This is a genomic window from Puniceibacterium sediminis (assembly GCF_900188035.1).
GTDB lineage: Bacteria > Pseudomonadota > Alphaproteobacteria > Rhodobacterales > Rhodobacteraceae > Puniceibacterium > Puniceibacterium sediminis.
The window spans coordinates 194,252-219,428 of record NZ_FZNN01000001.1 but is presented as its reverse complement, the minus strand read 5'-3'; the positions used below and the strand labels follow the sequence as shown (position 1 = coordinate 219,428).

Here is a 25,177-nt window from a genome sequence, read left to right as displayed (position 1 = left end):
GGAACAGGATCCGTCTGCGCACGTCAAAATAGAAAGGCCGGGCCTCCAATGCCCGGCCTTTCGCGCAGATGACGATGGGCTCAGCCCTTGCGACGACGCAGCGCCGAAAGGGCACCAACGCCTAGCAGAATCAAAGGCAAGCTTGCCGGCAGCGGCACAGCCGCGACAACTGAATAGGACTGCGCTCCGATTCCGAAAGCAGTATCAAAGTTCTGCACAAGCGTCTTTCCCGTTGAATAGGACACCGAAAAGCTGCCATTCGGAAACAGGACGCTGCGGTAATCCATGACCACATTCGCATTGTCGGGATCGAAATCCGCCTTGAAACTAAAGGTTTCAAGGCTGTCAAAACCCGAAAACGTCCAAATCAGGTTGTCGACGCGCAAACCACCATCGCCGGTGTCAAACGGTGCCCCCGCACCAACGACAGCCGCAGTTCCGCCTTGTGCAATGGTGGAATCAAAATTTCTGGAAAGATCACCGATGAACATATTAAGCCCGGTTATCATCGCAGAATCCGAGGTGTTGGTTAGGCTGAAGACCGGTACGTTCCCATCCGCGCTAATGCCAAGATCGAATCCGACAGATCCCGCCGAAGCTGCGCTCCCCATGAAAAGTGCGGTGATGGACAGGGTGACAAAACGCTTCATTGCATGCTCCGATTTCAAACTAAGGCCAAAATGTGTCCAGAATAGATAAAAAGCAGTTAAGATCAGTGGCGGTTGAGATTTGTCGGCTTCGGGCAGGCCGAAGCCCACGCAAGGCAGAAACGGATCTCCGGGCACGCGTTGATCGGCATGTGGTGAAATTACCGCCTGAACGGAAATTTCCTCTTGCAGCCCGCGGCTCACACGACTAAATCCGCCACACCATCGGTAAGCGGGCGTAGCTCAGGGGTAGAGCATAACCTTGCCAAGGTTAGGGTCGGGCGTTCGAATCGCCTCGCCCGCTCCAATGGTAACGAAACGACTGAAGCGCGGGCGTAGCTCAGGGGTAGAGCATAACCTTGCCAAGGTTAGGGTCGGGCGTTCGAATCGCCTCGCCCGCTCCAGTCGGAATCGTAAAGTACTGCATTTAAGGCCGCCCTCCGGGGCGGCCTTTGCTTTTGCGCCCCACCCTGAAAACGCGTCTTGCCGGGCACTCTGGTTGCGGATAGAACGAATGCGGAACGTGCCGGGTGCCACCATTCTTGGCTTGCGAAGGCGGCCCGCAATGGGTTGTATCCGGGAAAAGAGGGCCGACAAAATGCTGACATCGGTAGAACTTTGCGCAGGTGCCGGCGGTCAGGCCCTTGGCCTTGAAAAGGCGGGATTTCATCATTCCGCTCTGGTCGAAATTGACAGCCACTGCTGCAACACCCTGCGCCACAACCGGCCTGAATGGAATGTGCTCGAACAGGATATGCGCCTGTTCAAGGATCAGGCCGCGGGCTTCAAGGGCCTTGATCTGCTGGCCGGTGGCCTGCCCTGCCCGCCGTTTTCCGTTGCCGGCAAACAGCTTGGCGAACAGGACGAACGCAACCTTTTCAACGATGCCATCGACATCATCGACGTGGCCCGCCCCCGCGCCGTGATGATCGAAAACGTGCGCGGCTTTCTGGATGCGGTGTTCCACGACTACCGGGAAAAGCTCAAAGGCCAGCTTGATAAACTCGGCTACCGCACCGACTGGCGTCTGCTGAACGCCTCCGATTACGGCGTGCCGCAGCTGCGCCCCCGCGTGGTCATCGTCGCGATTCAGAAATCCCGCGCCGATCTGTTCCAGTGGCCCGAACCAAAACCCCACAACCCGCCCACCGTCGGCGAAACCTTGCATGACCTGATGGCGGCGCGCGGCTGGCGTGGGGCGGCTGACTGGGCTGCCAAGGCCGATGAAATCGCCCCCACCATCGTCGGCGGCTCGAAAAAGCACGGCGGCCCCGATCTTGGCCCCACCCGTGCCCGCGCCGCCTGGGCCACTCTGGGTGTCGAGGGACGCACGATCGCCCCCGAGGCCCCCGATCCCTTCCACGACGGCATGCCGCGTCTGACCGTGCCGATGGTTGCCCGCATTCAGGGCTTTCCCGACGACTGGCACTTCACCGGCGCAAAAACCAACGCCTATCGTCAGGTCGGCAACGCCTTTCCGCCGCCCGTGGCGCAGGCCGTCTCGACCCAGATCGCGCGCGCCCTGCGCAAACGAATGCTGCGCTCCGTCAGCGCCTGACCTGCACGGGTCCGGACATGAAAAAGACGCTCCCCCCCAGCCTTATCAACCCGGACCACGTCGATTTCCCCCTGCTTGACGCGCTGGCGCGGGACATCACCAAACGGGCCGGTGGCGCCGATGCCCTGGCCGAATCCTTCCCCACCATGCTGCGCCGCTGCATCGATGACGTCATCATGACGCCCAAGACCGGGCGGCGGTCCTATGACGAGCTGGAAAAGACCGAAAAGACCTATATCGGCACCCGCGTCGAAATCGAACTGCGCGCCCTGCTGCGGCTGTCCAAGGGGCGGCTCGATACGGTGATTCTGGGCCATGACGTCGATATCAAGAACACCATGGGCAGCAACTGGATGATCCCGACCGAAGCCGTCGGCCACCCCTGCCTTCTGGTCGCCGCGGACGAGGCGCGCGCCACCTGCTACCTCGGCCTGATCGTCGCGCGCCCCGAATATCTGACCGCCGGGCAGAACAAGGATGCCAAGAAATCCGTCTCGGCGACCGGCTTTGGCCACATCCTCTGGCTGCTCTGCCATCACCCCTATCCTGCGAATTTCTGGCGCACCGTGCCGCCCGACACCATCACCCGCATCTTTGCCGGCACTACCGGCAATCAGCGTATGGCCACCCTGTTCCGCGCCGTTCAGGGCCTGCCGATCACCCGCGACGTGGTCGAAGCCGTGGCGCAACAACAGGATTTCATGCGCCGCATCCGAAGCGACAAAGGGCGCGGCACCCGCGATCATCTGGCCGAAGAAGGCATCCTTCTGCTCTCGGGCCACTACGACGCGCCGCTGATCAAGGCACTGAACCTGCCCCCCTGCGCGGGCAGCGAATTCATATCCTACCAGCCGGTGACACAGGCAGAGGCCGATCTGGCGATCCGCACAGGCGCACCGCTCTGCTGGCCGCCGCGTCAGGGCGCGATGGATCTCTGAGCCAGACCGGAAAGAGGTCCAGCGCCGACCCGCGGGGTGGCGCCTGCAACGATTGAGCCGGGCATTTTATGCCTGCAAAGTCATTCGCATCTCAGAGCTATGCGCTTACCTCACCAAAGCGCCGCCCCGGGGGGCGGGCCGGCGCTGGACCGGCGCGCTGCGCGCTTGATTCCGGTCCGGGACTGCGGCCCAAACAGCCCGCTCAGAACGCCTTGAACGTCAGCGTTGTCAGCGTCCGCTCCAGCCCCTTGATCCCGGTCATGTGCTCATTGATGAAATGGCCCACATCCTGCCCCTCGGGCACGTACAACTTGACCAGCAGGTCGTATTCCCCGCTCGTCGAATATAGCTCGGAATGGATCTCGCGCAGGGCGATTTCCTCGGCGACGGCATAGGTCGTGCCGGGCGTGCAGCGGATCTGGACAAAGACGCAGGTGGTCATGAAAGGCTCCTATTCATTGCCCAAAAGCTGGCACAGCCACCCCGCCCGCACAATCGCAAAACGCATGGCCCCCTTGGCGCTGCCCGCCCCGCCGCCTATAAGCTCTGCGAACGCCTATCGCAGGAGAGCCCCATGCGCACCGCATCCGTCACTCGCGCCACAAACGAAACCGACATCACCGTCGACATCAACCTCGACGGCACCGGCGTGTATGACAACCAGACCGGCGTCGGCTTTTTCGACCACATGCTAGACCAGCTGGCGCGCCACGCGCTGATCGACATGACCATCCGCGCCAAGGGCGACCTGCATATCGACGATCACCACACCGTCGAAGATACCGGAATTGCCCTGGGTCAGGCGCTGACACAGGCGCTTGGCGACAAGAAGGGCATCCGCCGCTACGGCTCCTGCCTGCTGCCGATGGACGACGCTCAGGTGCGCTGCGCGCTGGACCTCTCGGCGCGGCCCTTCCTCATCTGGAACGTTCCCATGCCGACCTCCAAGATCGGCACCTTTGACACCGAACTGGTGCGCGAATTCTTTCAGGCGCTCTCCACCCATGGCGGCATCACCCTGCACGTGGATCTCCTCCACGGGTTCAACAGCCACCACATCGCCGAGGCGGCCTTCAAATCCGTCGCCCGCGCCCTGCGCGACGCACTGGAAACCGATCCGCGCACCGCGCAGGCCATCCCCTCGACCAAAGGTGCGCTGTAACGCGCCCATCGACCAAAGGCGCGCTCTGACGCCCCCCACCTGACACATCTGGACCAAGGCCCGACATGCTGACAGCCATCATCGACTACGAAAGCGGCAATCTGCACTCCTGCCAGAAAGCCTTTGAACGCATGGCCACCGAAACCGACGCCGGTACGGTCATCGTCACCACCGATCCCGACGTGGTGGCCCGCGCCGATCGCATCGTGCTGCCCGGCGACGGCGCCTTTCCTGCCTGCGCCACCGCCCTGCGCGGTGACAGCGGGCTGTATAACGCCATGGTCGAGGCGGTCGAGGTCAAGGCCCGCCCCTTCCTTGGCATCTGCGTCGGCATGCAGCTGATGGCGCGCAAAGGCCACGAATATACCGAAACCGATGGTCTGGGCTGGATCGACGGAGAGGTCATGCACATCGCGCCCAAGGAACGTTCCTTCAAGGTGCCGCATATGGGCTGGAACGATCTAGTCCTGAACCACCCGCACCCCGTACTGGCCGGGATCGAAACCGGCGACCACGTCTATTTCGTGCATTCCTACCAGATCCGCATGGCCGACCTGACCCAGCGCATCGCCCATGTGGATTACGCCGAAGAAATCACCGCCATCGTCGGGCGCGACAATATGCTTGGCCTGCAATTCCACCCCGAAAAATCGTCAGAAAACGGTCTGCGGATGATCGCCAATTTCCTCGGCTGGAAACCCTGACACCACGGGGTACCCCGCCAACGCCCTATCGCAGCCATACGGTTTCCATACGCATACCATACGTTTTCCATACGGCGTTTTTCCTTGCCTGCCAAAGACTTGGACACAAAAAAGGGGCCGACATCAAAATGTCGACCCCCCGTATGGTTCTTTGACGCGAACGCCGGGTTCAGACCTACTTAACCCGCGCCCACTTCTGCTTGGAACACAACAGGCCCCCAGCCACGCATCCCGACAGCTGAAGCGCGTCGCCTTCAACCAGCATCTTGCCCATGTAGATCTTGTTGTTCGACGGACGCCACACCTGACCACGGTATTTACCGTTGCCCTCCGGCGCCATGTCGATGACCAAGGTCTTGCCAAGGTTGGGGGATTTGTATTCGCCCGTGTCGTTGAACGTACGGTCGATCGTGCCGCAATAGTTCGCGCCACAGGGCTTTACGCCCACAAGGGCATAGGCCCCGTCATCCACTTCGGTCTTCCAGGTCCCCTCGACCGGATCGGCCCAGGCCGCCCCCGCACATAGCGTCAGGGCCAACATAGCAACGCTCAGCTTCGTCATGTCTCAACTCCTCCCAAAGTGTTCTGCCCAAACCGTGCAGCCGCCCCCGTTCCCAATCAAGTCTGACGTGAGGTCGCGTTGCATCTGTCGTTCCGTCATGCCAGACACGCGCCATTCACGGGCCGGAAATTTTCAGGGAAAACGCGCATGATCCTCTACCCCGCAATCGACCTCAAGGATGGTCAGGCTGTCCGCCTTCTGCGCGGCGACATGGAAAAATCCACTGTTTTCAACGACAACCCCGCCGATCAGGCCCGCGCCTTTGTCGATGCGGGCTGCGAATGGCTGCATCTGGTCGACCTCAACGGCGCCTTCGCAGGCACCCCGGTCAATGGCGCTGCGGTTGATGCGATCCTCGCCTCCTGCAAGGTTCCGACCCAGCTCGGCGGCGGCATCCGCGACATGGCGACGATTGAATCATGGCTGACCAAGGGCCTCGCCCGCGTGATTCTCGGCACTGTGGCGGTCGAAAACCCGGACCTCGTACGCGAAGCCGCCCGCGCCTTTCCCGGTCAGGTCGCCGTCGGCATCGACGCCCGCAATGGCCGCGTCGCAACCAAGGGCTGGGCCACGGAAACCGACGTGATGGTCACCGATCTGGCCAAATCGTTTGAGGATGCCGGCGTCGCCGCGATCATCTACACCGACATCAACCGCGACGGCGCCATGCAGGGCCCCAACATCCCCGCGACCGAGGCTTTGGCCCGCGCCGTCAGCATCCCTGTAATCGCCTCCGGTGGGGTCAGTTCCCTCAACGATCTCAAGGCCCTGCGCGACACCGGCGTGATCTCCGGCGCAATCTCGGGACGCGCGCTCTATGACGGCGCGCTTGACCTCTCTGCCGCACTTGCAGCACTCAGGGACTAGGCCACTGGAAACTGCCCGGCGGTTTCGCTAAACCGTCCCCAAAGGACAATTGCCATGCTCAAGACCCGCCTGATCCCCTGTCTCGATGTCGCCGATGGCCGCGTGGTCAAGGGCGTCAATTTCGTCGATCTGCGTGACGCAGGCGACCCCGTCGATGCAGCCCGGGCCTATGATGCGGCGGGCGCGGATGAGATCTGCTTTCTCGATATCCACGCAACCCACGAAAATCGCGGGACAATGTTCGATGTGGTAACCCGGACCGCCGAACAATGTTTCATCCCCCTCACCGTCGGTGGCGGTGTGCGGACGGTGGCTGATGTCCGCGCCTTGCTGCTCGCGGGCGCGGACAAGGTCAGCTTCAATTCGGCCGCAGTCGCCAACCCCGATGTGGTGACCGAAGCGGCGGACAAATTCGGCAGCCAGTGCATCGTTGTGGCCATCGACGCCAAAACGGTCAGCCCCGGCAAATGGGAAATCTTCACCCACGGCGGACGCCGCGCCACCGGCATCGACGCCGTCGATTTCGCCATGACCGTCACCGCCAAAGGCGCCGGGGAAATCCTGCTCACCTCGATGGACCGGGACGGCACGCGTTCCGGTTTCAACCTTCCCCTCACCCGCGCGATCAGCGATGCAGTCAGCGTTCCTGTCATCGCGTCCGGCGGCGTCGGAACGCTGGATCATCTGGTCGAAGGCGTGACCATCGGCGGCGCAAGTGCAGTTCTTGCCGCATCGATCTTCCACTTCGGTGACTTCACGATTGCCGAGGCCAAGGCCCATATGCAGGCGGCCGGCGTGCCGATGCGCCTGTCATGACCCTCGACGATCTCGCCGCGACAATCGCCGCCCGCGCCTCTGCGGATCCCGAAAGCAGTTGGACCGCCAAGCTCCTCGCCAAGGGCCCGGAAAAATGCGCCGAAAAGTTTGGCGAAGAGGCGATCGAGGCCATCATCGAAGCCGTGAAAGGCGACCGCGACCGCCTGACATCCGAAGCTGCCGATGTCCTCTTCCACCTGCTGGTGATGCTTCAGTCCCGCGATGTCCCCCTCGCCGATGTGATGGCCGAACTCGCCCGCCGTCAGGGCACCTCGGGGATCACCGAAAAGGCCGCGCGCCCCTCGACCTGACCGCGTCTTCATGCCTTCAGCATGGGACGGCGGGCGGGGCGCCTTTCGGCTTTGCCGAAACAGCGCCGCTCGGTGTCAGAGTTTCGACGAAATCACACCGGTCGCAAAACCACCCATGCGCAACTCACCAAACAGCCGCTGATATTCGATCTTGGGACAGCGGTTCTGGATCACATCCACACCACGCGCCTCGGCCATCTTGGCCGCCTCGGCGTGCTCAACCCCGATCTGCATCCAGATCGTGCGCAGCGTCGGAAGAAACTCCAGCGCCTCCTCGACAATCCCCGGCACCGCTTCAGAGCGCCGGAAAATATCAACCATGTCCACAGGTTCAGAGATTTCGCTCAGCGACGCCCTCACCTCCTGCCCGAACAACCGCGCCCCGGCGTGGCCGGGATTGACCGGAATCACGCTGTAGCCGCGCAAGCTCAGATACCGCGCCACATAGTAGGACGGGCGCACTGGGTTCATCGACACGCCCACGACCGCGATCACCTTTGTGCGCGTCAGGACGTCCTTGAGAAAGGTATCGGAATAACTCATGGCCTCACGCTACACCCACGCACGAAAAGAAAAAAGCGCCCAAGGAAAACCTTGGGCGCCAGTGCGGAACGAGGGACAGTAAAGGTGTCACGGGGGTTCCGATCCCGCGAGCCTGTAATTTAGATAGGCGTGAAAGTCACAGTTTAAAGCGTTGTAAAGAAACTGTGAACAAAAGACTTGCTTTCTTCCATGCAACCGAATCGATCTCTCTTGCCGAACCCCTGCTCACTGACTCGTGCAACTGTTCTGACGGGTCCCGCCCGACCTCTCGTGGCCCACGCAGCAGAAAAAATTTCCCCGTACCGTACCAGGTCCCGATTGATGGCGCCTCCGCGTCGCAGGGAAATCGCCCCCTCCAACCCGCGGGCAGTGACAGATCACGCGCCTCCAGCTTGTCCAGCATCCAGACCAGCGGGATATTCGACAACCCCCGCGCGGCACCAGAACGGCCCAGCTGACCGCCGACATCGCCATGGGTGCCCGGAAACCAAACCTGCTCGACCGTCACCGACCAGTCCTGCGGGCATTGCCACAGCACCGGCGCATAGGCCCGGCGGCGTTCATCCAGTGCCAGCGCATGATACCCGTGGCGCACGGACCGGCCGAGCTCATGGTTGTGAAAGGCATGGCTGTCGGTCTGCAGGCGCCACAGCAGCGGCAGCCGCAGCCCCAGCGCCTTTACCGTATCCCAGACGCCCAGCATTTCGATTGCCGTTTCTGGATGGCAGTATAGCCGCGCAAAGGCCTGGGCCGTCGCGCCCTCCGGATCCATCTGATACAGGCGATAGATCTGGCGGATGTTGCTTTCGGTCGCGTCATCACGCCTGATCAGCCCGATCCGGTCGATGATCCCAGCCAGCGAACGAACCGCATAGGCCCCCCGCGAATACCCCAAAAGGAAAATCCGGTCCCCGGGCCGATAGCGCGAGGCAAGATAACCATAGGCCCGCCGGATTTGCCGGTTGATCCCGCGCCCGGTCACCACATCAACGGTCGAAGCCCAATCAGGCCACTGCAGCCCCGCCTCGTAGTAGACCGAAACGTTGCCGCCCTGTTCGCGCAACAGACGATAGGTCAGGCCGGCATTCGTCTCTTCCCCCGCCTTCAGCGACGACATGGTGCCGTCAAGAATGATCACATGGTCCCGCGCCCCGCGCGCAACAGAATAGCTGGAGTGGTCGGAGGCGAAACGCCTCGCGAACCATCCACGGACTCTGTCACTCAGCGGCGATCTGATCATTCTGTAATAATTCCCACACCCTTTGCGGTGTAAACGGCATGTCGGCCTGCCGGACACCCCGCTCCCACAACGCATCTTGCACCGCATTCGACACTGCGGCCAAAGCGCCCACCGTACCGGCCTCGCCACAGCCCTTCATGCCCATTGGATTGGCCGTCGACGGCACGGCCTCGGTGGTGAAGCCGATCATCGGCACATTGTCCGCACGCGGCATCGCATAATCCATGAAACTCGCCGACAGCAGCTGCCCCGTTTCGTCGTAGACCACCCGTTCCTGCAACGCCTGACCGATGCCCTGGACCACACCGCCATGCACCTGCCCTTCGGCCAGCATGGGGTTGATGAGGTTTCCGAAATCGTCGACCACCGTGTAGCGTTCAACGGTCACAGCACCGGTTTCGGGGTCGATCTCGACCTCGGCGATGTGCGCGCCGTTGGGGTAAGAACGTGCTGGCAATTGCGCTGTTGCCTTGTGACTTAGCAAGTCGTCGCGCCCCGCGACCCGGGCCATTTCAGCCACGTCAAGCATGGTGGGCGTCAAGTTCGACCCCTCGGCGCGAAAGCGTTCATCGTCAAAACTGATCTCTGATGCAGGCACACCCATCTCTTCCGACAGGAAGGCCGAGAATTTCTCGACAATTTGGGCAACTGCGGTCAGCGTCACGTTGGTCTGTACCGTCACAGACCGTGACCCGCCCGTACCGCCACCCTGTGCGATCAGGTCGCTGTCACCCTGCACCACACGAATGCGGTCCGCTGGAATCCCGGTCTGATCCGCCAGAAACTGAGCATAAACAGTCTCATGACCCTGACCGTTTGATTGTGTGCCCACAAAGATCACAGCGCTTCCATCCTCTTCAAACGTGACCTGCACGTTTTCAGTAGGAGACCCCAAAATGCTTTCGATATAGTAACAAAGGCCCTGCCCGCGCAGCTTGCCCGCCTTCGCCGACGCCGCCTTGCGCGCATCGTACCCGGCCCGGTCCGCAGTTGCCGCAGCGCGCTCCAGCACCCTGGCGAATTCGCCGACGTCATAAGTTTCGCCAACGATGGTCTTGAACGGAAACTGGTCGGGGCGGATAAAGTTGATCTTGCGCAACTCCCAAGGATCAATACCCAATTCGCGTGCGGCGCGGTCCATGATGCGCTCCAGCACATAGATCGCCTCGGGCCGTCCGGCCCCGCGATAGGCATCCACCTGGGTGGTGTTGGTATAGATTCCGTCGACCTGAATGAACATCACCGGGATGTCATAGACCCCGGGCAGAACCCGGGAAAACAGCTGCGTCTGGATCATCTGGGCAAAATTGGAATTATATGCTCCCAGATTGCTGACCGTCTGCAGGCGATAGCCCGTGATGCGGTTATCCGCGTCAAAAGCCAGTTCGGCCAGCGTGACCAGATCGCGCCCGGCATTGTCGCTCAGCATCGCCTCGCCTCGCTCGGACATCCAGCGCACCGGACGCCCCAGTGCCCGCGCCGCTTGTGCGCAGACGAAATATTCGGGGTACGGCATTCCCTTCATGCCAAACCCGCCGCCCACATCCGGGTTGGTCACGCGCACGTTTTCCGGCGCGAGTCCCAGCAAATCAACAAGGTTCTGCTTGAGCCCCCAAACCCCCTGCCCGCCAAAGGCCAGATGCAGCCGCGTGCCATCCCATTCCGTGAAACAGCCGCGCGGCTCCATCGAATTCACGATGATCCGGTTGTCCGCAACCTCAAGGCTGACGGTACGCGCCGCCGACGCGAATGCCTGATCGGTCGCCGCCTTGTCGCCCAGCGCCCAGTCAAACGCCTTGTTTTCAGGTGCTTCGGGGTGGATCGCCTCACCACCCACTTCCAGCGCAACATGTACCGGCAGATCATCATAGTCGAATTCGATCAACTCGGCTGCGTCGCGCGCCTGTTGCAGCGTTTCGGCAAAGATCATTGCAATGGGTTCACCAACAAAGCGCACGCGGCCCCGCGCCAGCAACGGGCGCTCGGGTGCGGCCCCCATGGATCCGTCCTGATTCTTGGCCAGTGTCGCCCCCATACCCAGCCGCACACCCGCATCCAGAAGGTCCTGTGCCGTCAGCACAAGGTGTACGCCTTCGGCCGACCTCGCCTCGGAAACATCCAGCTTGGTAATCTCGGCATGGGCAACGGGCGAGCGCAGGACATAGCCATGCAAAGCGCCTTCGGGGGCGATATCGTCCACATATTGCCCATGACCCGTCAGGAAACGTGTATCCTCGACCCGCTTCACCGGTTGGCTTTTGCCGAATTTGTCCATGACCCGTTCCTTTGCGCAATGTCCGTGTTGAACGGGACATTAGACCGCAGAGTCACGGTGTCCAGAGCGGCAGCCGCCTCAGGTCACGCTCAGAATGAATAAGTCCCCACGCCGACAATTACGCAAGCAGTCAGATTGCGGGATAAACGCCGGGAAAAGCCGACCTGCCCGGCTGGGAACAGATCGTAGGCATCAAACCTCGTCTGCATTCTCCACGGCGTAGCGTTTGAACAACCCGCCCTGCGTAAAGAAAAACCCAAAGATCGCCGCGGTCAGCCCGAAGGTCTTGAAGTAGACCCATGTTTCGGTGCTCATCGTGCGCCAGATCACCTCGTTGGCCAGGGCGAGCGCAAGGAACAGCGCGCAGACCCGTTTGGTCAACAGCATCCAGCCCTCTTGCTCCAGCGGCATCAGGCCTTCCATCACGTATTTGAGATAGCTTTCACCCTTGAGCAGGCCGAACGCCAGAACGCCACCGAACAACAGATAGATCAGCGTCGGTTTCATCTTGAAGAACCGGTCGTCGTTCAGCCAGACCGAAAGCCCGCCAAAGACGGTGATCAGCACCACGGTGACGATCTGCATCCGGCTCAGCTTGCCCGTCAGCGCCCAAAGCACGGCGGTCGAGGCGATGATCAGCGGGATGAAACCCGCAGTGACAATGATGAACCCCTTGTAGTCGGTGCCCGCGATGTTGAAGGTCTCGTCCTTGAGCCAGACATAGGCTGCAAAGAACAGCACCACCGGCCCCAACTCCAGGGTGGTTTTCAGCATCGGGTGGATCTTGCGTTCTGCCATGGGGGCCTCCGTTTCAAAGTCTATATGGGGGGGTTATCCAGAGAACTCAACAATCACCGCACCCAGCGCGATCAGGGCCATCAGGGCAATGCGACGCGGCCCCACGGTTTCCTTCAGCACCAGCCAGCCGATCAAGGCCGCAAAGACGGTTGAGGTCTCACGCAACACCGCTGCCTCTCCCACATTGTCGAGCCGGGTGGCCAGCATGATCGCCCCAAAGCTGAAGAAGGCCACGATGCCCCCAAACACCCCGCGCAGCAGAAGCGGCACCAATGTCGGGCGGTCGGCCATATGACGCCAGCGGTGGGCGGCATAGAACGGCAAGGCAAATCCGTCGATCACAAAGAACCAGGCAAGGAAGGTGAAAGGATCGGCCGTCGCGCGGATGCCATAGGCGTCATAGGTCGTATAAAGCGCTACAAAAAGGCCGGTTACAAAGGCAAGTCCCATCGCCACCGGCAGCGTGTCGCGCTGGGGTTGCAGATAGATCATGTTGTAGACGGCAAGGCCGAATATCCCCGACAGCAACACGCCCACGCCCATCCATTGCATCGGGTTGAACACTTCACCGAACAGAAAATAGGCCCCGATCACAGCAAACAGCGGCCCTGTCCCGCGCACCACCGGATAGACCACCGTATAGGCGCCCTTGGTGTAGGCCATGGCCTGCAGGCTTTTGTAAAAGATGTGGATCAGCCAGACGATGGCAAAGACTGACCACATATGCGGTTCGGGCCAGGGCACCAGAAACAGCGCCACGGGCAGCGCCATGACAAAGACACTGGCATCAATCGCGCCGCGGGTCAGCCAGGGATCGTGCCGCCCCTTCTGCAGCGCGCCAAAGACGGCATGCAGGAAGGCCGCAAGCACGGCAAGGATCAGGGCCAGATTGTGCCCCGCCTCGGTGCCCTCTAGCGAGATGAGCCAGTTGCTCACTTAACGCCCCGTGGCGGCCCGACACCGGAGGGCCAGCCCTCCGGACCTCCCGGAATATTTTTGGACAGATGAAGATGGGGAAGAAGACAGAGCGCAGCTCATTCGTCGTCAAGGCCTGTCAGGGCGGCGGCGAATTCTTCTGGATCAAAGGGTTGCAGATCGTCGATCTGTTCGCCCACCCCGATTGCATGGATCGGCAGGCCAAACTTGTCGGCCAGAGCGACCAACACGCCACCCCGGGCGGTGCCGTCGAGTTTGGTCATGACAAGGCCGGTCACATCGGCAAGTTTCTGGAACGTTTCAACCTGACGCAGGGCGTTCTGACCGGTCGTCGCGTCCAGCACCAGAAGGGTGTTATGCGGGGCGTCCGGGTCCTTTTTACGGATCACGCGGACGATCTTGGACAACTCCTCCATCAGATCCGCGCGGTTCTGAAGACGACCAGCCGTGTCGATCATCAGCAGATCCGCCCCATCGGCCTGCGCCTTGGTCATCGCATCATAGGCAAGGCTCGCCGGGTCCGAACCTTCGGGCGCGGTCAGAACCGGCACCCCGGCGCGATCGCCCCAGACCTGAAGCTGCTCGACCGCAGCGGCGCGAAAGGTGTCACCGGCGGCGATCACCACCTTCTTGCCAGCGCCGCGAAACTGCGAGGCGAGCTTGCCAATGGTCGTGGTCTTGCCCGATCCGTTTACACCCACCACCAGAACCACCTGCGGCTTGGTCGGATATAGCGGCATCGGCCGGGCCACCGTGTCCATGATCCGGGCGATTTCGGCGGCGAGCAACTGTTTGATCTCGCGGGTCGAAACCTTTCGCCCCATGCGCCCTTCGGCCATGTTGGCCGTCACGCGCAGGGCGGTATCCACGCCCATGTCAGCGGCGATCAACAGCTCTTCGATCTGTTCGAGCATGTCATCGTCCAGCGTGCGGCGCATGACCGGCGCGCTGTCGCCACGTTTGAACAGACGCCCCAGAATGCCGCCGCCAGTGGTCTGGCCCGGATTAGCAGGCAGCTCCTTTGGCGGCGCGACCGGCATCTCCGGATCAGACTGGGGGATCTCAGGCGGCGGCGCGACAGGCTGTGGGGGGGCCTGCGGCGTGGGATCGGCGGGCTGCGGCATGTCTGGCGCCGGGGGCGCGGGCGCGTCGGGGGCCGCTGGTGCCGGTGGCACGACGGGGGGAATATCCGGTTCCGGCTCGGCGCTGCCGCCGTCCTCGACAATGGCATCCAGCCCCTCTTCCAGCTTGGAAGAAGATTTGAACAATTTGGTTTTCAGCTTGCCGAAAAAGGACATCGCACCGCTCCCGCTCAGGTGACTTTGACCTAATACGCCTTTGGCCCAGATGAAAGTCTGTTGACGCAACGCGCCCCGGAGGGAGTTGGATCCGCATCTCACAGAGGGTGATCATCTGTGCGGGGGCTGGTCAGGCTGGGCAGTGCCCAAACGTCGGCCACGGGACCGTCTAGGATCGGGCGGGAATGGCAACATGGCACTGGCGCAGCGAACCGGCCCCGGGGCGTATCCGCGCGACGACGCAGGCGAAACTGCCCGATTTCAAAAGGGACAAGAGACGGGCGGCCCCCGCCGGGCGCCCGTCATCCTCGCGTCAAAACCCGCGCTCAGACCTCGTTTGCAAAATGCTTCATCGTCAGGCGGATCGGGTTTGGTGCCGCCTGCCCCAGACCACAGATCGACGCATCTGCCATAGCCTGGCAGACTTCCTCGAGCAGCTCGGTATCCCAGCTTGGTGCCTGCATCAGCTTGACCGCCTTTTCGCAGCCCACACGGCAGGGCGTACACTGTCCGCAGCTTTCCGCCTCAAAGAACCGCAGCATGTTCAGCGCCGCACTCCGGGCAGAATCCTGATCCGACAGCACCACCACAGCAGCAGACCCGATAAAGGTATCATGCGGCTGCAGCGTGTCGAAATCCAACGGGATGTCGTCCATCGACGCGGGCAATAGCCCCGAGGACGGCCCCCCCGGCTGATAGGCCTTGAGAACATGGCCGTCGAGCATACCGCCCGCAGCCTCAATGATATCACGAATGGTCGACCCGGCTGGCAGCAGATGCACACCGGGGTTCTTGATCCGCCCCGAAACGGAGTAAGAGCGCAGGCCCTTGCGGCCGTTCCTCTCGACCCCGTTCAGAATCTCGGGTCCCTCGCGGCAGACCCGCGCCACCCAGTGCAACGTCTCGATATTATGGACAAGCGTGGGCCGTCCAAACACCCCGACCTGCGCCACGTAGGGCGGGCGGTGGCGCGGAATGCCGCGCTTGCCCTCGATCGATTCGATCATCGCGGATTCTTCGCCGCAGATATAGGCCCCCGCCCCGCGCCGCAGGTCGATATACCCTTCGGTGACGATCCCCGCTTCCACCAGCGCTGCAATCTCGCGCCGCAGGATTTCCAGAACGGCGGGATATTCGTCGCGCATATAGATAAAGCAGGTCTCTGCCTCGACCGCCCATGCGGCGATCAGCATCCCCTCAAGAAACATATGCGGCGTGCTTTCAAGGTGAAAGCGGTCCTTGAAGGTCCCGGGCTCGCCCTCATCCCCGTTCACCGCAAGGTAGCGCGTACCGGAGTTCGCACGCACGAACCCCCATTTGCGGCCAGACGGAAAGCCAGCACCGCCAAGACCACGCAGCCCGGAATCGTGCAATTTCTGCTGCACCGCTTCCCAGTCGCCGCCCTTGCGCAGCGCTGTCAGTTCTTCGTAGCCGCCCGCTGCGACATAGGTCGCGTAATCCTCGTACTCAGGAATATGCGCATGGGTGTGCCCCGCCGCGATTGCGGCCTGCACCTTGTCCGGCGTGGCGTGGTCGATATGGGCGTGGCCCAACTCCAGCACCGGCGCGGTGTCGCATCGCCCCATGCAGGGCGCGCGCAGCACCCGCACCTGCGCCGGGTCCATGCCGTCCTGCAGCGCCGCCAACAAAGCCTCGGCACCCGCCAGCTCACAGGAAAGCGATTCGCAAACCCGGATGGTCAGGGCGGGGGGCGGGGTTTCACCCTCTTTCACCACATCGAAATGGGCATAAAAGGTCGCGACTTCATAGACTTCAGCCATCGACAGGCGCATCTCTTCCGCTAGGGCACGCAGGTGCGCCGCAGAAAGATGCCCGAACCGGTCCTGGATCAGATGCAGATGTTCGATCAGCAGGTCGCGTCGACGTGGCGCCGCGCCAAGCAATTCACGGACCTCGGACCAGGCGGTGTCGTCCAGCTGACGGCCCTTGGGCGTACCGCGTCCCTTGCCCTTGCCCGACTTCCAGACGCCCTTGCGCTCATCCACTGCCATGCCTCTTCCCTCTTCCCTGGTGCCAGCACCCTAGCCGACTCACCCCCGCAAGTGTCACCAAAAACCGACATCAAAGCCGATTGAAACGGCCGCAAAAATGTCGTGGTTCGCCCTGATGGGTGTCCGAATTTTCCTATAGGCCTAGCATGCCGCTTCCGGCGCCTTAAGGCAGCCAAAAGGATTGGGCCTGACTGGCAAAGGCCGCACAGGCACCGTGTCCCCCGCCCCGCACCTACGCCGCTTCGGCCATACTTGTGCCACCATTCGAGGCAGTCATCCACTTTCTGACAATTTCGTTAACCTAAGCAGCGTTTACCGCATTCCCAGATCGCGATGTCTCTGGCAATCTATTCAAATGCAACACATCCTGTCCCTTGTCACCGCCCTCACCCTTTCCCTGACTCTGCCAGCAGCGGCGCAGTCGCCCATGTCCGGGGCCGAATTCGACGATTATGCCACTGGCAAGACGCTGTATTTCGGACTTGGCGAACAATCCTACGGGGTCGAGGAATACCTGCCCGACCAACGCGTACGCTGGTCCTTCCTTGATGGCGAATGCAAGGAAGGCACATGGTACGAAGACGCAGGCCAGATCTGCTTTGTCTACGAAAATGAACCGACCCCGCAATGCTGGAGCTTCTTCAAGGACGGATCAGGCCTGCGCGCGGTGTTCGAAAACGACCCAGGCGCAACCACCCTCTACGAGGCGCGCCAGAACGAAGAGCCGATGATGTGCTACGGTCCCGAAGTGGGCGTCTGAGCGTACAGCTCACTCTCCCGCGCGGACAAGGCGTCACAGCCCAACCAGCCCCCTGATGAGGCGGCCGCAGGCCAACGACGAGGTAGTAGCCGGAGCGCGCGAAAGCGCGCACCGCGGGATCAGGCCCCGATTGTCAGAACAGGGATCCCTGTTCCGGGGCCTTCTTGGCACTTTTCTTCGGTACCGCCCCGCCGATCTTGTAGCGTCCGTCGGCAAACTCGATTTCCAGCCCCGAAGCCGCAGCCGCGTCTGCCTTGGTGGACACCACATGCCCATCCCCACGCACCACCGCATAGCCGCGCGCCAGCGTTGCCTTGTAGCTTAGCGTCTCGCGCAAACGGTCCAGCGCCTCAAGCCGCTTGCGCAGGTCACTCATCTGCCCCCGGCCTGCATCGTCAAAGCGGCGCGACACGTCACGCAGCCGCTCTTTCTTCATCGCAACGTCGCGCTGGATGGGGCGCATGCTCAGCCGGTCCGCCCGCCGCCCCAGCGCCTCCCGTTTTGCCAGCACCAGCCGCCCAAGGCGAGGCACCAACCGCGCGGCCCGGTCGTCCAGCCGCCCGCGTCCTTGCGTAATCCGCATCGACAGCGTCGCAGGCCGCAACGATCCCGCCTGTTCCGACAGCCGCACGCGCCGGATCTGCACCGACCGGATCAGCGCCTGACCCAGCCGTTCGCCGACCGAATCAACCTTTTGGCGCGGCTGTTCCAGCAGCGTCTCGACCCGCGGCAATGCCCGCGCCAGATCGCGCAGACGCTGGCCGCGCACCTCCAGCCTCTGACTCAGAGCGCGGCCCAGACGGGCCTGCATGTCCCCGACCCAACCCAACAACTCCAGCCGCACCGGCACCGCCAGTTCCGCCGCCGCCGTAGGTGTCGGTGCCCGCCGGTCCGAGACGAAATCGATCAGCGTGGTATCCGTCTCATGCCCCACGGCCGAGATCAGCGGAATCTCACTCGCCGCTGCGGCCCGGGCCACGATCTCTTCGTTGAAGCCCCAGAGATCCTCGATCGACCCGCCGCCCCGCGCCACGATCAACAGATCCGGGCGTGGAATGGACCCTCCCGGCGTCAGCGCATTGAACCCGGCAATCGCCCGCGCCACCTCGGGCGCACATTTTGCCCCCTGCACCGCTACCGGCCAGATCAGCACCTTGCGCGGAAACCGCTCGCGCAGCCGGTGCAGGATATCGCGGATCACCGCGCCGCTGGGCGAGGTCACGACCCCGATCACCTCAGGCAGATAGGGCAACGGCTTCTTGCGACCGGCCTCAAACAGCCCTTCGGCCTGCAACGCGGCCTTGCGCTTTTCCAGCATCGCCATCAGCGCGCCCATACCGGCCGGGCGGATGTCTTCGATCACGATCTGGTATTTCGACTGCCCCGGAAAGGTCGTCAGCCGCCCCGTGGCAACGACTTCCATACCTTCCTCCGGCTGGGTCTGCAGCTTGGACACGGTGCCCTTCCACATCACCCCGGAAATCACCGACCGGTCGTCCTTGAGGTCAAGGTATACGTGACCAGAGCGCGGCCGCGACACGCGCCCCACCTCGCCCTTCACCCGGACGAATCCAAATTCGCCCTCGATCACACGTTTGACCGCGCCCGACAGTTCGGAAACGGTGAACTCCGGTGCATTTGCCCCGTCGGGGGCGTCGTCGATCAAATCGGACATCTGCGCTCGCTTGCTCTTGCCTGCCCGCAACCTTAGAACGCGGGGGCACAAAGGCCAAGCAGGAGAGCGCGCCCCATGAACATCCTCATCCTCGGAAGCGGCGGGCGCGAACATGCGCTGGCCTGGGCCGCCCTGCAGAATCCTAAATGCGATAAACTGATCGTGGCCCCCGGCAATGCCGGCATCGCCATGATCGCCGAATGTGCCCGGCTCGATATCAACGACGGCGGCGCAGTGGCCGAATTCGCCGGGGAAAACGCCATCGACATGGTGATCATCGGCCCCGAAGCGCCGCTTGCCGCCGGTGTTGCCGACCGCCTGCGTGACGCGGGCCTGCTGGTCTTTGGTCCTTCGGCAGCGGCTGCGCGGCTTGAGGCATCGAAAAGCTTCACCAAGGAAATCTGCGACGCCTGCAACGCCCCCACCGCCGCCTACGGGCATTTCACCGACGCCGCAGCGGCAAAGGCCTATGTTCAGACGCAAGGCGCGCCCATCGTCATCAAGGCCGACGGACTTGCCGCCGGCAAAGGCGTGATCATCGCCGAAACCCTGGACGAGGCCGAGGCCGCTATCGACGATATGTTCGGTGGTGCCTTCGGCGGGGCCGGCGCCGAGGTGGTGATCGAAGAATTCATGACCGGCGAAGAGGCATCCTTTTTCGTCCTCTGCGATGGCACCAACGCCCTCCCCATCGGCACCGCGCAAGATCACAAGCGCGTCGGTGAGGGTGACACCGGCCCCAACACCGGCGGCATGGGCGCCTATTCCCCGGCCCCTGTTCTGACCGATGCGCTGGCCGAACAGGCCATGGCCGAAATCGTCCGCCCGACCATCGCCGAAATGGCACGTCGCGGCACGCCCTATCAGGGTGTGCTTTATGTCGGCCTGATGATCTCGGAACAGGGGCCACGGCTGGTTGAATACAACGCCCGCTTTGGCGACCCCGAATGCCAGGTCCTGATGCTGCGTCTTGGTGCGCAGGCGCTCGATCTGATCCATGCCTGCGCCGAAGAGCGGTTGGGCGAAATGCAGGTGAACTGGGCCGACGACCACGCGGTGACCGTGGTGATGGCCGCCAATGGCTATCCCGGTGATTACGCAAAGGGGGACGTCATCGAAGGGCTGACCGACCTGCCCGAAGACAGCTTTACCATGATGTTCCACGCGGGCACGGCTGAATCCAAGGGCCAGATTACCGCCGCAGGTGGCCGCGTTCTGAACGCAACGGCCCGCGGCGCAACACTGCAAGAGGCCCGCGACCGCGCCTACGCCCTGCTGGATCGGGTCAACTGGCCCGGAGGGTTCTGCCGCAACGACATCGGCTGGCGCGCTCTCTGATCCGTCGGTGCGGGGGCTCTGCCTCCGCCGCAGTGTTTATGGGCAGATGAAGCAGGCGGTCCCGTCTTCATCTGCCCGCAGATATGCCCAACGGAATGATACGTGTTCTTGGGGTTACCGACATGCCAGCGCGGCATCTATACTTGCGCGGCTTGTGTAAGGACCGACCTCACGCGCCACCAAACGACCAGCGGCAAACCGCACCGCCATCACTTGGCTCCAACCCGCATTGGCAGCGATGATTTCTGCCCCACTACCGCAGTCACGGATGCCGCTCTCTACGTGGTCCCATCCGATACGGTGATTGGTAAGGCCAGCCAGCTCGGCCACAGGAACCAGCTTGCCATCCTCCAGCCGAAAGAGCCGCAGAACCCGGGCCAGATGCGGGCGGTCGATATAGGCAATCTCGATCCGTCCATCGCCGTCCAGATCCGCCGCCCCCAATGGCGCGAGCCAGCGGTGGCGCTGACCAATATACGGCGTTGCAGCGATGCGCCCTTCGGCATCCCATATGGCAAGGCGCGCGCCATGGGACAGGCTGCTCTCGACAGTGACCACCTCTGGCGCACCGTCGCCATCCACATCCCAAAGGCGGGGCGCGATATCCTCGAACACCAGTGACTCGGGCAACACCGCGCGCAAAACCCGCCCATCTCGCAAGGTCAGCTCCAGCGCGCCCCATTCCAGCGCATCGCCCAGAATGGCATGGTCATAGCGCCCCGTCGGCTCCAGATACCGCGCGTCGATAATTTCTGCCCGAAGCGCGCCGCTGGCGCCCAGCAACGCCAGCCACACCGGCAAAGCTCTCAGCGCGCGGCGGGCCTGCCGCCCCCACAGACGCAACGCAGGGCGCCGCGCCGGATCTGATCCTGCCGGGATCAGATCTGCTTTTCCGGCATCTGCACAACCAGCCCATCTAGGGCATCGGTGATCTTCAGCTGGCAGGTCAGGCGCGACCGCTCGGGGTCCGGCTGGTATGCGAAATCCAGCATGTCCTCTTCCATATCGTCCTTCGCGGGCAGCTTGGAAACCCAGGCCGGATCCACGTAGACGTGGCAGGTCGAACAGGCGCAGGCGCCGCCGCAATCGGCCTCGATCCCCGGAATGTTGTTATCCCGCGCGCCTTCCATGACGGTCAGACCGTTGGCCACTTCCACCACATGTTGGGTGCCGTTGTGCTCGATATAGGTGATCTTTGCCATGTGATCTTACTCCTAAAACATGTTTGCCGACTTACCTAGTGAAGCACACAGCAACCTGCCAGCCCTTTTGCGATAACAGGCCCTGCACAGTTGCGCCAATCACCATGTGTTCTAAATTTGCTCCGATGAAGGTCACGCAACCGTCCATAACCTGCAAACTCCCGCCGAACGCGCTTCGGAGGCGATAAGTTCAAGCGATCCAGAACGTTCAAACTGGCACGATCAAAGCACGAGGCATTGCGCCCGCCGCTTCCGAACCTGTCAGCTTCACCGGATCATGGGCAAGCGTTGCGCCATCATAACCCCACGGCTTGATCCGAAGGTTCAAGGCCGGAAAATCCGCAGTCGCGGCACCGAATCGCGCAGATGCCGTTTCAGATCAGACGCGTCGGGGGGGCCTCGGCGGCAAGGGTGATCTGCTCCAGCTTTGCACGCCGTTTTTTTGCGGCATACATCCGGCTGTCAGCCGTTTGCAGCAGTGCCTTCACATCCGCCCCGTCTTCGGGCCAGCGGGCACGCCCCAGCGCGACCGAAATGTTGTCAATTTGCTCGGGCGCTTGCGGCACAGTCAGGCGGATCGGCTCGGACAGCGCCTGTTCAAGTCGGGCCACGATACGCTCGCAAACCTCCTCTGATACCCCCGCAAGCCAGATCCCGAACTCGTCACCACCCAGCCTTGCGATCAGGTCATTCTGACGCAACTCGGCGCGCAGACGCTGGGCCGTGCAGCACAGCACCGCATCGCCCACCGCATGTCCGAACCGGTCGTTGACCGCCTTGAAGCCATTGAGATCCAGATAGAGCAGAACTCCCTGCGCGCCATCGGCCAGCAAGAGAGCATCGCCGGTCATCTGCGCGAAGGTCGCGGAGTTCAAAAGCCCGGTCAACTGATCGGTCGACGCGAGACGGCGCAACTGCTGTGCCTCGCGGCGCAGGTCGGCCTGCTCGGCCAGGCTCTGACGCAAACGGTCGCGCGCTGTTTCCGCGACCGATTGCACTTCGATGAATTTGCTGACCATCGTCTTTGTCTGATCGGCCTGAACCAGGGCGAGGGTCCGCCCGCCCTTCCAGTCAAAATCCAGCCGTCGGATGTAAAAGACGAAGGACTGCCCGCTGGCAAGTTTCAGGCGCATATGGCTGGGGCCTGATCGCCGGATTGCCCGTTCCAGTAGGGTATCGTGGTCCGAATGTTCCGTAGTGCCGATAGCCCCAAGGGTTTCGGGCGCGTGTGGGTGGGTCAGTTTGACCGCCGCTTCGTTGGCCAAAAGGATCTGGCCCAGGTCATTGACGACAAAAGTCGGTTCGCTGGCGTGCTGGATCGCGATCCGGATGCCCGTCAGGACAGCATTTTCCTCGTCATCATTCGAAAAATTCGTACCAGCTACCATCGGCCACACGCTCCAACGCCACGACAACGCGGCACTTGGGGGCACCACGGGCAATCGCTTGTTCTACTTGGACGCCAGCATACCCGTTTGTTTCAGCAGCGATGCGTCCAAAAAGATTCGTGGTTATCATGCAAAGCGAAGGCCGCCCTTCGACGCGGCTTCCAAAGGGACAGCGCCGGTTTACAAAAACGATCCTGTCTTTCTCGACGCTCTCGATCCGGAAGTCGCCGCCGACGCGGCGCATGACGTCCACCAGAACCCGTCCGATCACCTCGGCATCTTTCGGAAGTTCGCCCAGTTCCGATTCGTACAAGGCCTTCAACCGCAGGGCTATTGCGTCGCCTGCGACCGAAATGAACGCCGAAGAATCGTCGAGACCGAAAACCTCTTCCAGAGTTCCGGCGAGAGTGCCGACGATATCCCCGAAAAAGCCGCCCACAGACAGGTCAATGAAGGCAGTCTCTGGATCCGGACCTCGCACGGGCTGCATCTGCTCTCCTTCCAAAGGAAATGTGCACCACACAAGGATATGCAAAGAAACTTAAAGAACCGCGAATACTGACCGGACAGCGCACCGACGGTCACCTCAAACACAAAAGGCGCCCCGCTACCGGGACGCCTTTTGCCTCATTGGATAGTACCTGACTATTCGCTGTGCAGGCTCAGCGCGACAAAGCGCGGATCGCCGCCACGCCGCACCAGCAAGAGCAGAGACTTGCGCCCGGCCTCTTCGGCTTCATCGATACGGTCCTGAAGATCGGACACGCTCAGCACGGCACTTTGTCCGGCCTCGGTGATTACATCGCCGGTGCGCAGCCCCTTTTCAAAGGCCTCGGATGTTTCATCAACGGCGGTCACGGCCAGACCCTTGATCGACTCGGGCAGCTGCATCTGGTCGCGCATTTCCGTGCTTAGCGGTGCCAGCGTCAGCCCTAGCAGAACGACCTCGGCCGGCTCTTCTTCATCTTCCGGCTGCACCTGCGATGCGGGCACGGCGCTTTCCACTTCTTCCCGGCGGCCTAGCGTGATGCGCAGCGTTTCGGTCTTGCCCGCACGGTTGACGATCACACGCACGGTCTTGCCGACCTCGGTATTGCCCACCTGACGGACAAGCCCGCGGGTATCGGCCACGTCATTGCCATCAAAGCTCAGGATCACGTCGCCGGACTGCATCCCGGATTCCATCGCCGGACCTTCGGGAACATCCGTCACCAGCGCGCCTGCGGTATTCGCCAGCCCCATCGCCTCGGCGACGTCATCCGTGACGTCCTGAATGCGCACGCCCAGCCACCCGCGGCGCGTTTCACCAAATTCCTTGAGCTGGTTGACCACCCGCTTGACCACGTTCGACGCCATGGAAAAGCCAATCCCGATCGACCCGCCGTTGGGCGACAGAATCGCGGTGTTCACGCCGATCACCTCACCATTCATGTTGAACAGCGGTCCGCCCGAGTTCCCACGGTTGATGGCCGCATCGGTCTGGATATAGTCGTCATAGGTCCCCGACAGGGCGCGGTTGCGCGCCGAAACGATCCCGGCCGAGACTGAAAATCCCTGACCCAGCGGGTTGCCCATCGCCACCACCCAGTCGCCGACGCGCGCAACGTTGCTGTCACCGAAATTCACGAACTTGAGCGGCTCTTCGGCATCAACCTTGAGCAGGGCGATATCGGTGTTGGGGTCAGTGCCGACCAGCGTGGCAGGCAGCTCGAAACCCTCAAAAAATTCGATCTGGATCTCGTCGGCGCCTTCGATCACATGGTTGTTGGTGACCACATAGCCGTCTTCGGAAATAACAAAGCCCGAACCAAGCGCCGAAGATTTACGCGGCCGCTCGCCCTCACCGTTTCCGTTGCGATCCTGGAACTCGCGAAAGAAATCCTCGAACGGGGACCCTTCGGGCACGATGCCCTGCGGTCCCGTCCGCCCTGCCACCGTGGTCGAGGTCGTGATATTGACCACAGACGGGCTGATGCGTTCGGCCAGTTCGGCAAAGCTGCTCGGCAAGCCCTGAGCGGCGGCCATCAGTGACGTCGAAAGGATCAGTATCATGGACAGCGTCGTCAGCCAGAACAGACGTAGCGGCGTCGCGTTGTCGCGTGTCCGTGCAATTGCTTGGGGTTTCAAGTGGAACTCCTTCCTTCTGG

The 25,177-nt window shown here is 62.2% G+C and carries 25 protein-coding genes and 2 tRNA genes; 11 read left to right on the top strand and 16 right to left on the bottom strand.

Annotated elements, in window-relative coordinates; translation table 11 throughout:
• Positions 1–80: 80 nt before the first annotated feature.
• Complete coding sequence (locus CHB75_RS01115) at positions 81–851, bottom strand: VPLPA-CTERM sorting domain-containing protein (protein WP_089268671.1); 771 nt, start codon at positions 849–851, stop codon at positions 81–83.
• Between the two features lie 28 nt (positions 852–879).
• Between CHB75_RS01115 and CHB75_RS01110 the strand changes: the two genes are divergently transcribed.
• From CHB75_RS01110 to CHB75_RS01095, 4 genes are all read left to right on the top strand, one after another.
• Positions 880–954 (top strand) — tRNA-Gly (locus CHB75_RS01110).
• 22 nt (positions 955–976) lie between these two features.
• Positions 977–1,051, top strand: a tRNA-Gly gene (locus CHB75_RS01105).
• Between the two features lie 194 nt (positions 1,052–1,245).
• Entirely contained in the window at positions 1,246–2,205 is a 960-nt protein-coding gene (locus tag CHB75_RS01100) for a DNA cytosine methyltransferase (protein WP_089268670.1), read from the top strand.
• Positions 2,206–2,222: 17 nt separating this feature from the next.
• Positions 2,223–3,143, top strand: a complete 921-nt coding sequence (locus CHB75_RS01095; protein WP_089268669.1) for a NaeI family type II restriction endonuclease — start codon at positions 2,223–2,225, stop codon at positions 3,141–3,143.
• 202 nt (positions 3,144–3,345) lie between these two features.
• Here the strand turns inward: CHB75_RS01095 and CHB75_RS01090 are convergent, their stop codons facing one another.
• Positions 3,346–3,585: an Lrp/AsnC family transcriptional regulator gene (locus tag CHB75_RS01090; RefSeq protein ID WP_089268668.1), complete on the bottom strand. Its 240-nt coding sequence runs from the start codon at positions 3,583–3,585 to the stop codon at positions 3,346–3,348.
• Positions 3,586–3,717: 132 nt separating this feature from the next.
• On the opposite strand from CHB75_RS01090, the gene hisB reads away from it, so the two are divergent.
• Both hisB and hisH read left to right on the top strand, forming a co-directional pair.
• Entirely contained in the window at positions 3,718–4,305 is a 588-nt protein-coding gene (hisB, locus tag CHB75_RS01085; protein WP_089268667.1) for an imidazoleglycerol-phosphate dehydratase HisB, read from the top strand.
• Positions 4,306–4,370: 65 nt separating this feature from the next.
• Positions 4,371–5,009: an imidazole glycerol phosphate synthase subunit HisH gene (gene hisH, locus CHB75_RS01080; RefSeq protein WP_089268666.1), complete on the top strand. Its 639-nt coding sequence runs from the start codon at positions 4,371–4,373 to the stop codon at positions 5,007–5,009.
• Between the two features lie 175 nt (positions 5,010–5,184).
• Here hisH and CHB75_RS01075 read toward each other — a convergent pair whose 3' ends face one another.
• Positions 5,185–5,571: a DUF2147 domain-containing protein gene (locus tag CHB75_RS01075; protein ID WP_089268665.1), complete on the bottom strand. Its 387-nt coding sequence runs from the start codon at positions 5,569–5,571 to the stop codon at positions 5,185–5,187.
• A 147-nt stretch (positions 5,572–5,718) separates the two neighbouring features.
• Between CHB75_RS01075 and hisA the strand changes: the two genes are divergently transcribed.
• Genes hisA through CHB75_RS01060 form a run of 3 tightly spaced genes read left to right on the top strand, consistent with a single transcriptional unit; the run spans position 5,719 to position 7,565 of the window.
• Positions 5,719–6,438: a 1-(5-phosphoribosyl)-5-[(5-phosphoribosylamino)methylideneamino]imidazole-4-carboxamide isomerase gene (gene hisA, locus CHB75_RS01070; protein WP_089268664.1), complete on the top strand. Its 720-nt coding sequence runs from the start codon at positions 5,719–5,721 to the stop codon at positions 6,436–6,438.
• Between the two features lie 54 nt (positions 6,439–6,492).
• Positions 6,493–7,254 (top strand): imidazole glycerol phosphate synthase subunit HisF, encoded by a 762-nt coding sequence (hisF, locus tag CHB75_RS01065; protein WP_089268663.1) that lies wholly within the window; start codon positions 6,493–6,495, stop codon positions 7,252–7,254.
• On the top strand, positions 7,251–7,565 hold the full coding sequence (locus tag CHB75_RS01060; protein ID WP_089268662.1) for a phosphoribosyl-ATP diphosphatase: 315 nt from the start codon (positions 7,251–7,253) through the stop codon (positions 7,563–7,565). The genes hisF and CHB75_RS01060 overlap by 4 nt, the downstream gene beginning before the upstream one ends.
• A 75-nt stretch (positions 7,566–7,640) precedes the next feature.
• On the opposite strand, the gene CHB75_RS01055 is transcribed toward CHB75_RS01060, so the two are convergent.
• From CHB75_RS01055 to CHB75_RS01025, 7 genes are all read right to left on the bottom strand, one after another.
• Positions 7,641–8,108 (bottom strand): CoA-binding protein, encoded by a 468-nt coding sequence (locus tag CHB75_RS01055; RefSeq protein ID WP_089268661.1) that lies wholly within the window; start codon positions 8,106–8,108, stop codon positions 7,641–7,643.
• Between the two features lie 136 nt (positions 8,109–8,244).
• Positions 8,245–9,348, bottom strand: coding sequence for a DUF2235 domain-containing protein (locus tag CHB75_RS01050; RefSeq protein WP_089268660.1), 1,104 nt, complete (start codon positions 9,346–9,348; stop codon positions 8,245–8,247).
• Entirely contained in the window at positions 9,326–11,623 is a 2,298-nt protein-coding gene (locus tag CHB75_RS01045; protein ID WP_089268659.1) for a xanthine dehydrogenase family protein molybdopterin-binding subunit, read from the bottom strand. Before CHB75_RS01045 ends, CHB75_RS01050 begins: the two co-directional genes overlap by 23 nt.
• Positions 11,624–11,815: 192 nt before the next feature.
• Positions 11,816–12,421 (bottom strand): inner membrane-spanning protein YciB, encoded by a 606-nt coding sequence (locus CHB75_RS01040; protein ID WP_089268658.1) that lies wholly within the window; start codon positions 12,419–12,421, stop codon positions 11,816–11,818.
• Between the two features lie 33 nt (positions 12,422–12,454).
• Positions 12,455–13,357 carry a DMT family transporter gene (locus CHB75_RS01035; RefSeq protein WP_089268657.1) on the bottom strand — a complete coding sequence of 301 codons (903 nt, stop codon included), beginning with the start codon at positions 13,355–13,357 and terminating at the stop codon, positions 12,455–12,457.
• Between the two features lie 98 nt (positions 13,358–13,455).
• Complete coding sequence (gene ftsY, locus CHB75_RS01030) at positions 13,456–14,655, bottom strand: signal recognition particle-docking protein FtsY (RefSeq protein ID WP_089268656.1); 1,200 nt, start codon at positions 14,653–14,655, stop codon at positions 13,456–13,458.
• A 326-nt stretch (positions 14,656–14,981) separates the two neighbouring features.
• Complete coding sequence (locus CHB75_RS01025) at positions 14,982–16,667, bottom strand: NAD(P)H-dependent oxidoreductase subunit E (protein WP_089268655.1); 1,686 nt, start codon at positions 16,665–16,667, stop codon at positions 14,982–14,984.
• 355 nt (positions 16,668–17,022) lie between these two features.
• Between CHB75_RS01025 and CHB75_RS01020 the strand changes: the two genes are divergently transcribed.
• Positions 17,023–17,427, top strand: coding sequence for a hypothetical protein (locus CHB75_RS01020; protein ID WP_089268654.1), 405 nt, complete (start codon positions 17,023–17,025; stop codon positions 17,425–17,427).
• A 133-nt stretch (positions 17,428–17,560) separates the two neighbouring features.
• Here CHB75_RS01020 and xseA read toward each other — a convergent pair whose 3' ends face one another.
• Positions 17,561–19,102 carry an exodeoxyribonuclease VII large subunit gene (gene xseA, locus CHB75_RS01015; RefSeq protein WP_089268653.1) on the bottom strand — a complete coding sequence of 514 codons (1,542 nt, stop codon included), beginning with the start codon at positions 19,100–19,102 and terminating at the stop codon, positions 17,561–17,563.
• Between the two features lie 75 nt (positions 19,103–19,177).
• Here xseA and purD point away from each other — a divergent pair, with 75 nt between their 5' ends.
• A complete protein-coding gene (purD, locus tag CHB75_RS01010) occupies positions 19,178–20,440 on the top strand; it encodes a phosphoribosylamine--glycine ligase (RefSeq protein ID WP_089268652.1) in 1,263 nt (420 codons plus the stop codon).
• 114 nt (positions 20,441–20,554) lie between these two features.
• Here the strand turns inward: purD and CHB75_RS01005 are convergent, their stop codons facing one another.
• From CHB75_RS01005 to CHB75_RS00985, 5 genes are all read right to left on the bottom strand, one after another.
• A complete protein-coding gene (locus CHB75_RS01005; RefSeq protein WP_245840580.1) occupies positions 20,555–21,283 on the bottom strand; it encodes an FG-GAP repeat domain-containing protein in 729 nt (242 codons plus the stop codon).
• Between the two features lie 35 nt (positions 21,284–21,318).
• Entirely contained in the window at positions 21,319–21,642 is a 324-nt protein-coding gene (locus tag CHB75_RS01000) for a 2Fe-2S iron-sulfur cluster-binding protein (RefSeq protein WP_089268651.1), read from the bottom strand.
• Between the two features lie 374 nt (positions 21,643–22,016).
• Complete coding sequence (locus CHB75_RS00995) at positions 22,017–23,030, bottom strand: sensor domain-containing diguanylate cyclase (RefSeq protein WP_089268650.1); 1,014 nt, start codon at positions 23,028–23,030, stop codon at positions 22,017–22,019.
• On the bottom strand, positions 23,002–23,520 hold the full coding sequence (locus CHB75_RS00990) for a methanogen output domain 1-containing protein (RefSeq protein WP_089268649.1): 519 nt from the start codon (positions 23,518–23,520) through the stop codon (positions 23,002–23,004). The genes CHB75_RS00995 and CHB75_RS00990 overlap by 29 nt, the downstream gene beginning before the upstream one ends.
• Before the next feature lie 155 nt (positions 23,521–23,675).
• Entirely contained in the window at positions 23,676–25,082 is a 1,407-nt protein-coding gene (locus CHB75_RS00985; RefSeq protein ID WP_425439480.1) for a Do family serine endopeptidase, read from the bottom strand.
• Positions 25,083–25,177 lie beyond the last annotated feature (95 nt).

Bases quoted from the DNA above. Each gene is read 5' to 3' on its own strand.
- CHB75_RS01100 (WP_089268670.1), top strand. From the start codon at position 1,246: ATGCTGACATCGGTAGAACTTTGCGCAGGTGCCGGCGGTCAGGCCCTT.
- CHB75_RS01095 (WP_089268669.1), top strand. From the start codon at position 2,223: ATGAAAAAGACGCTCCCCCCCAGCCTTATCAACCCGGACCACGTCGAT.
- CHB75_RS01090 (WP_089268668.1), bottom strand. From the start codon at position 3,585: ATGACCACCTGCGTCTTTGTCCAGATCCGCTGCACGCCCGGCACGACC.
- hisB (WP_089268667.1), top strand. From the start codon at position 3,718: ATGCGCACCGCATCCGTCACTCGCGCCACAAACGAAACCGACATCACC.
- hisH (WP_089268666.1), top strand. From the start codon at position 4,371: ATGCTGACAGCCATCATCGACTACGAAAGCGGCAATCTGCACTCCTGC.
- CHB75_RS01075 (WP_089268665.1), bottom strand. From the start codon at position 5,571: ATGACGAAGCTGAGCGTTGCTATGTTGGCCCTGACGCTATGTGCGGGG.
- hisA (WP_089268664.1), top strand. From the start codon at position 5,719: ATGATCCTCTACCCCGCAATCGACCTCAAGGATGGTCAGGCTGTCCGC.
- hisF (WP_089268663.1), top strand. From the start codon at position 6,493: ATGCTCAAGACCCGCCTGATCCCCTGTCTCGATGTCGCCGATGGCCGC.
- CHB75_RS01060 (WP_089268662.1), top strand. From the start codon at position 7,251: ATGACCCTCGACGATCTCGCCGCGACAATCGCCGCCCGCGCCTCTGCG.
- CHB75_RS01055 (WP_089268661.1), bottom strand. From the start codon at position 8,108: ATGAGTTATTCCGATACCTTTCTCAAGGACGTCCTGACGCGCACAAAG.
- CHB75_RS01050 (WP_089268660.1), bottom strand. From the start codon at position 9,348: ATGATCAGATCGCCGCTGAGTGACAGAGTCCGTGGATGGTTCGCGAGG.
- CHB75_RS01045 (WP_089268659.1), bottom strand. From the start codon at position 11,623: ATGGACAAATTCGGCAAAAGCCAACCGGTGAAGCGGGTCGAGGATACA.
- CHB75_RS01040 (WP_089268658.1), bottom strand. From the start codon at position 12,421: ATGGCAGAACGCAAGATCCACCCGATGCTGAAAACCACCCTGGAGTTG.
- ftsY (WP_089268656.1), bottom strand. From the start codon at position 14,655: ATGTCCTTTTTCGGCAAGCTGAAAACCAAATTGTTCAAATCTTCTTCC.
- CHB75_RS01025 (WP_089268655.1), bottom strand. From the start codon at position 16,667: ATGGCAGTGGATGAGCGCAAGGGCGTCTGGAAGTCGGGCAAGGGCAAG.
- CHB75_RS01020 (WP_089268654.1), top strand. From the start codon at position 17,023: ATGCAACACATCCTGTCCCTTGTCACCGCCCTCACCCTTTCCCTGACT.
- xseA (WP_089268653.1), bottom strand. From the start codon at position 19,102: ATGTCCGATTTGATCGACGACGCCCCCGACGGGGCAAATGCACCGGAG.
- purD (WP_089268652.1), top strand. From the start codon at position 19,178: ATGAACATCCTCATCCTCGGAAGCGGCGGGCGCGAACATGCGCTGGCC.
- CHB75_RS01000 (WP_089268651.1), bottom strand. From the start codon at position 21,642: ATGGCAAAGATCACCTATATCGAGCACAACGGCACCCAACATGTGGTG.
- CHB75_RS00995 (WP_089268650.1), bottom strand. From the start codon at position 23,030: ATGGTAGCTGGTACGAATTTTTCGAATGATGACGAGGAAAATGCTGTC.
- CHB75_RS00990 (WP_089268649.1), bottom strand. From the start codon at position 23,520: ATGCAGCCCGTGCGAGGTCCGGATCCAGAGACTGCCTTCATTGACCTG.
- CHB75_RS00985 (WP_425439480.1), bottom strand. From the start codon at position 25,082: ATGATACTGATCCTTTCGACGTCACTGATGGCCGCCGCTCAGGGCTTG.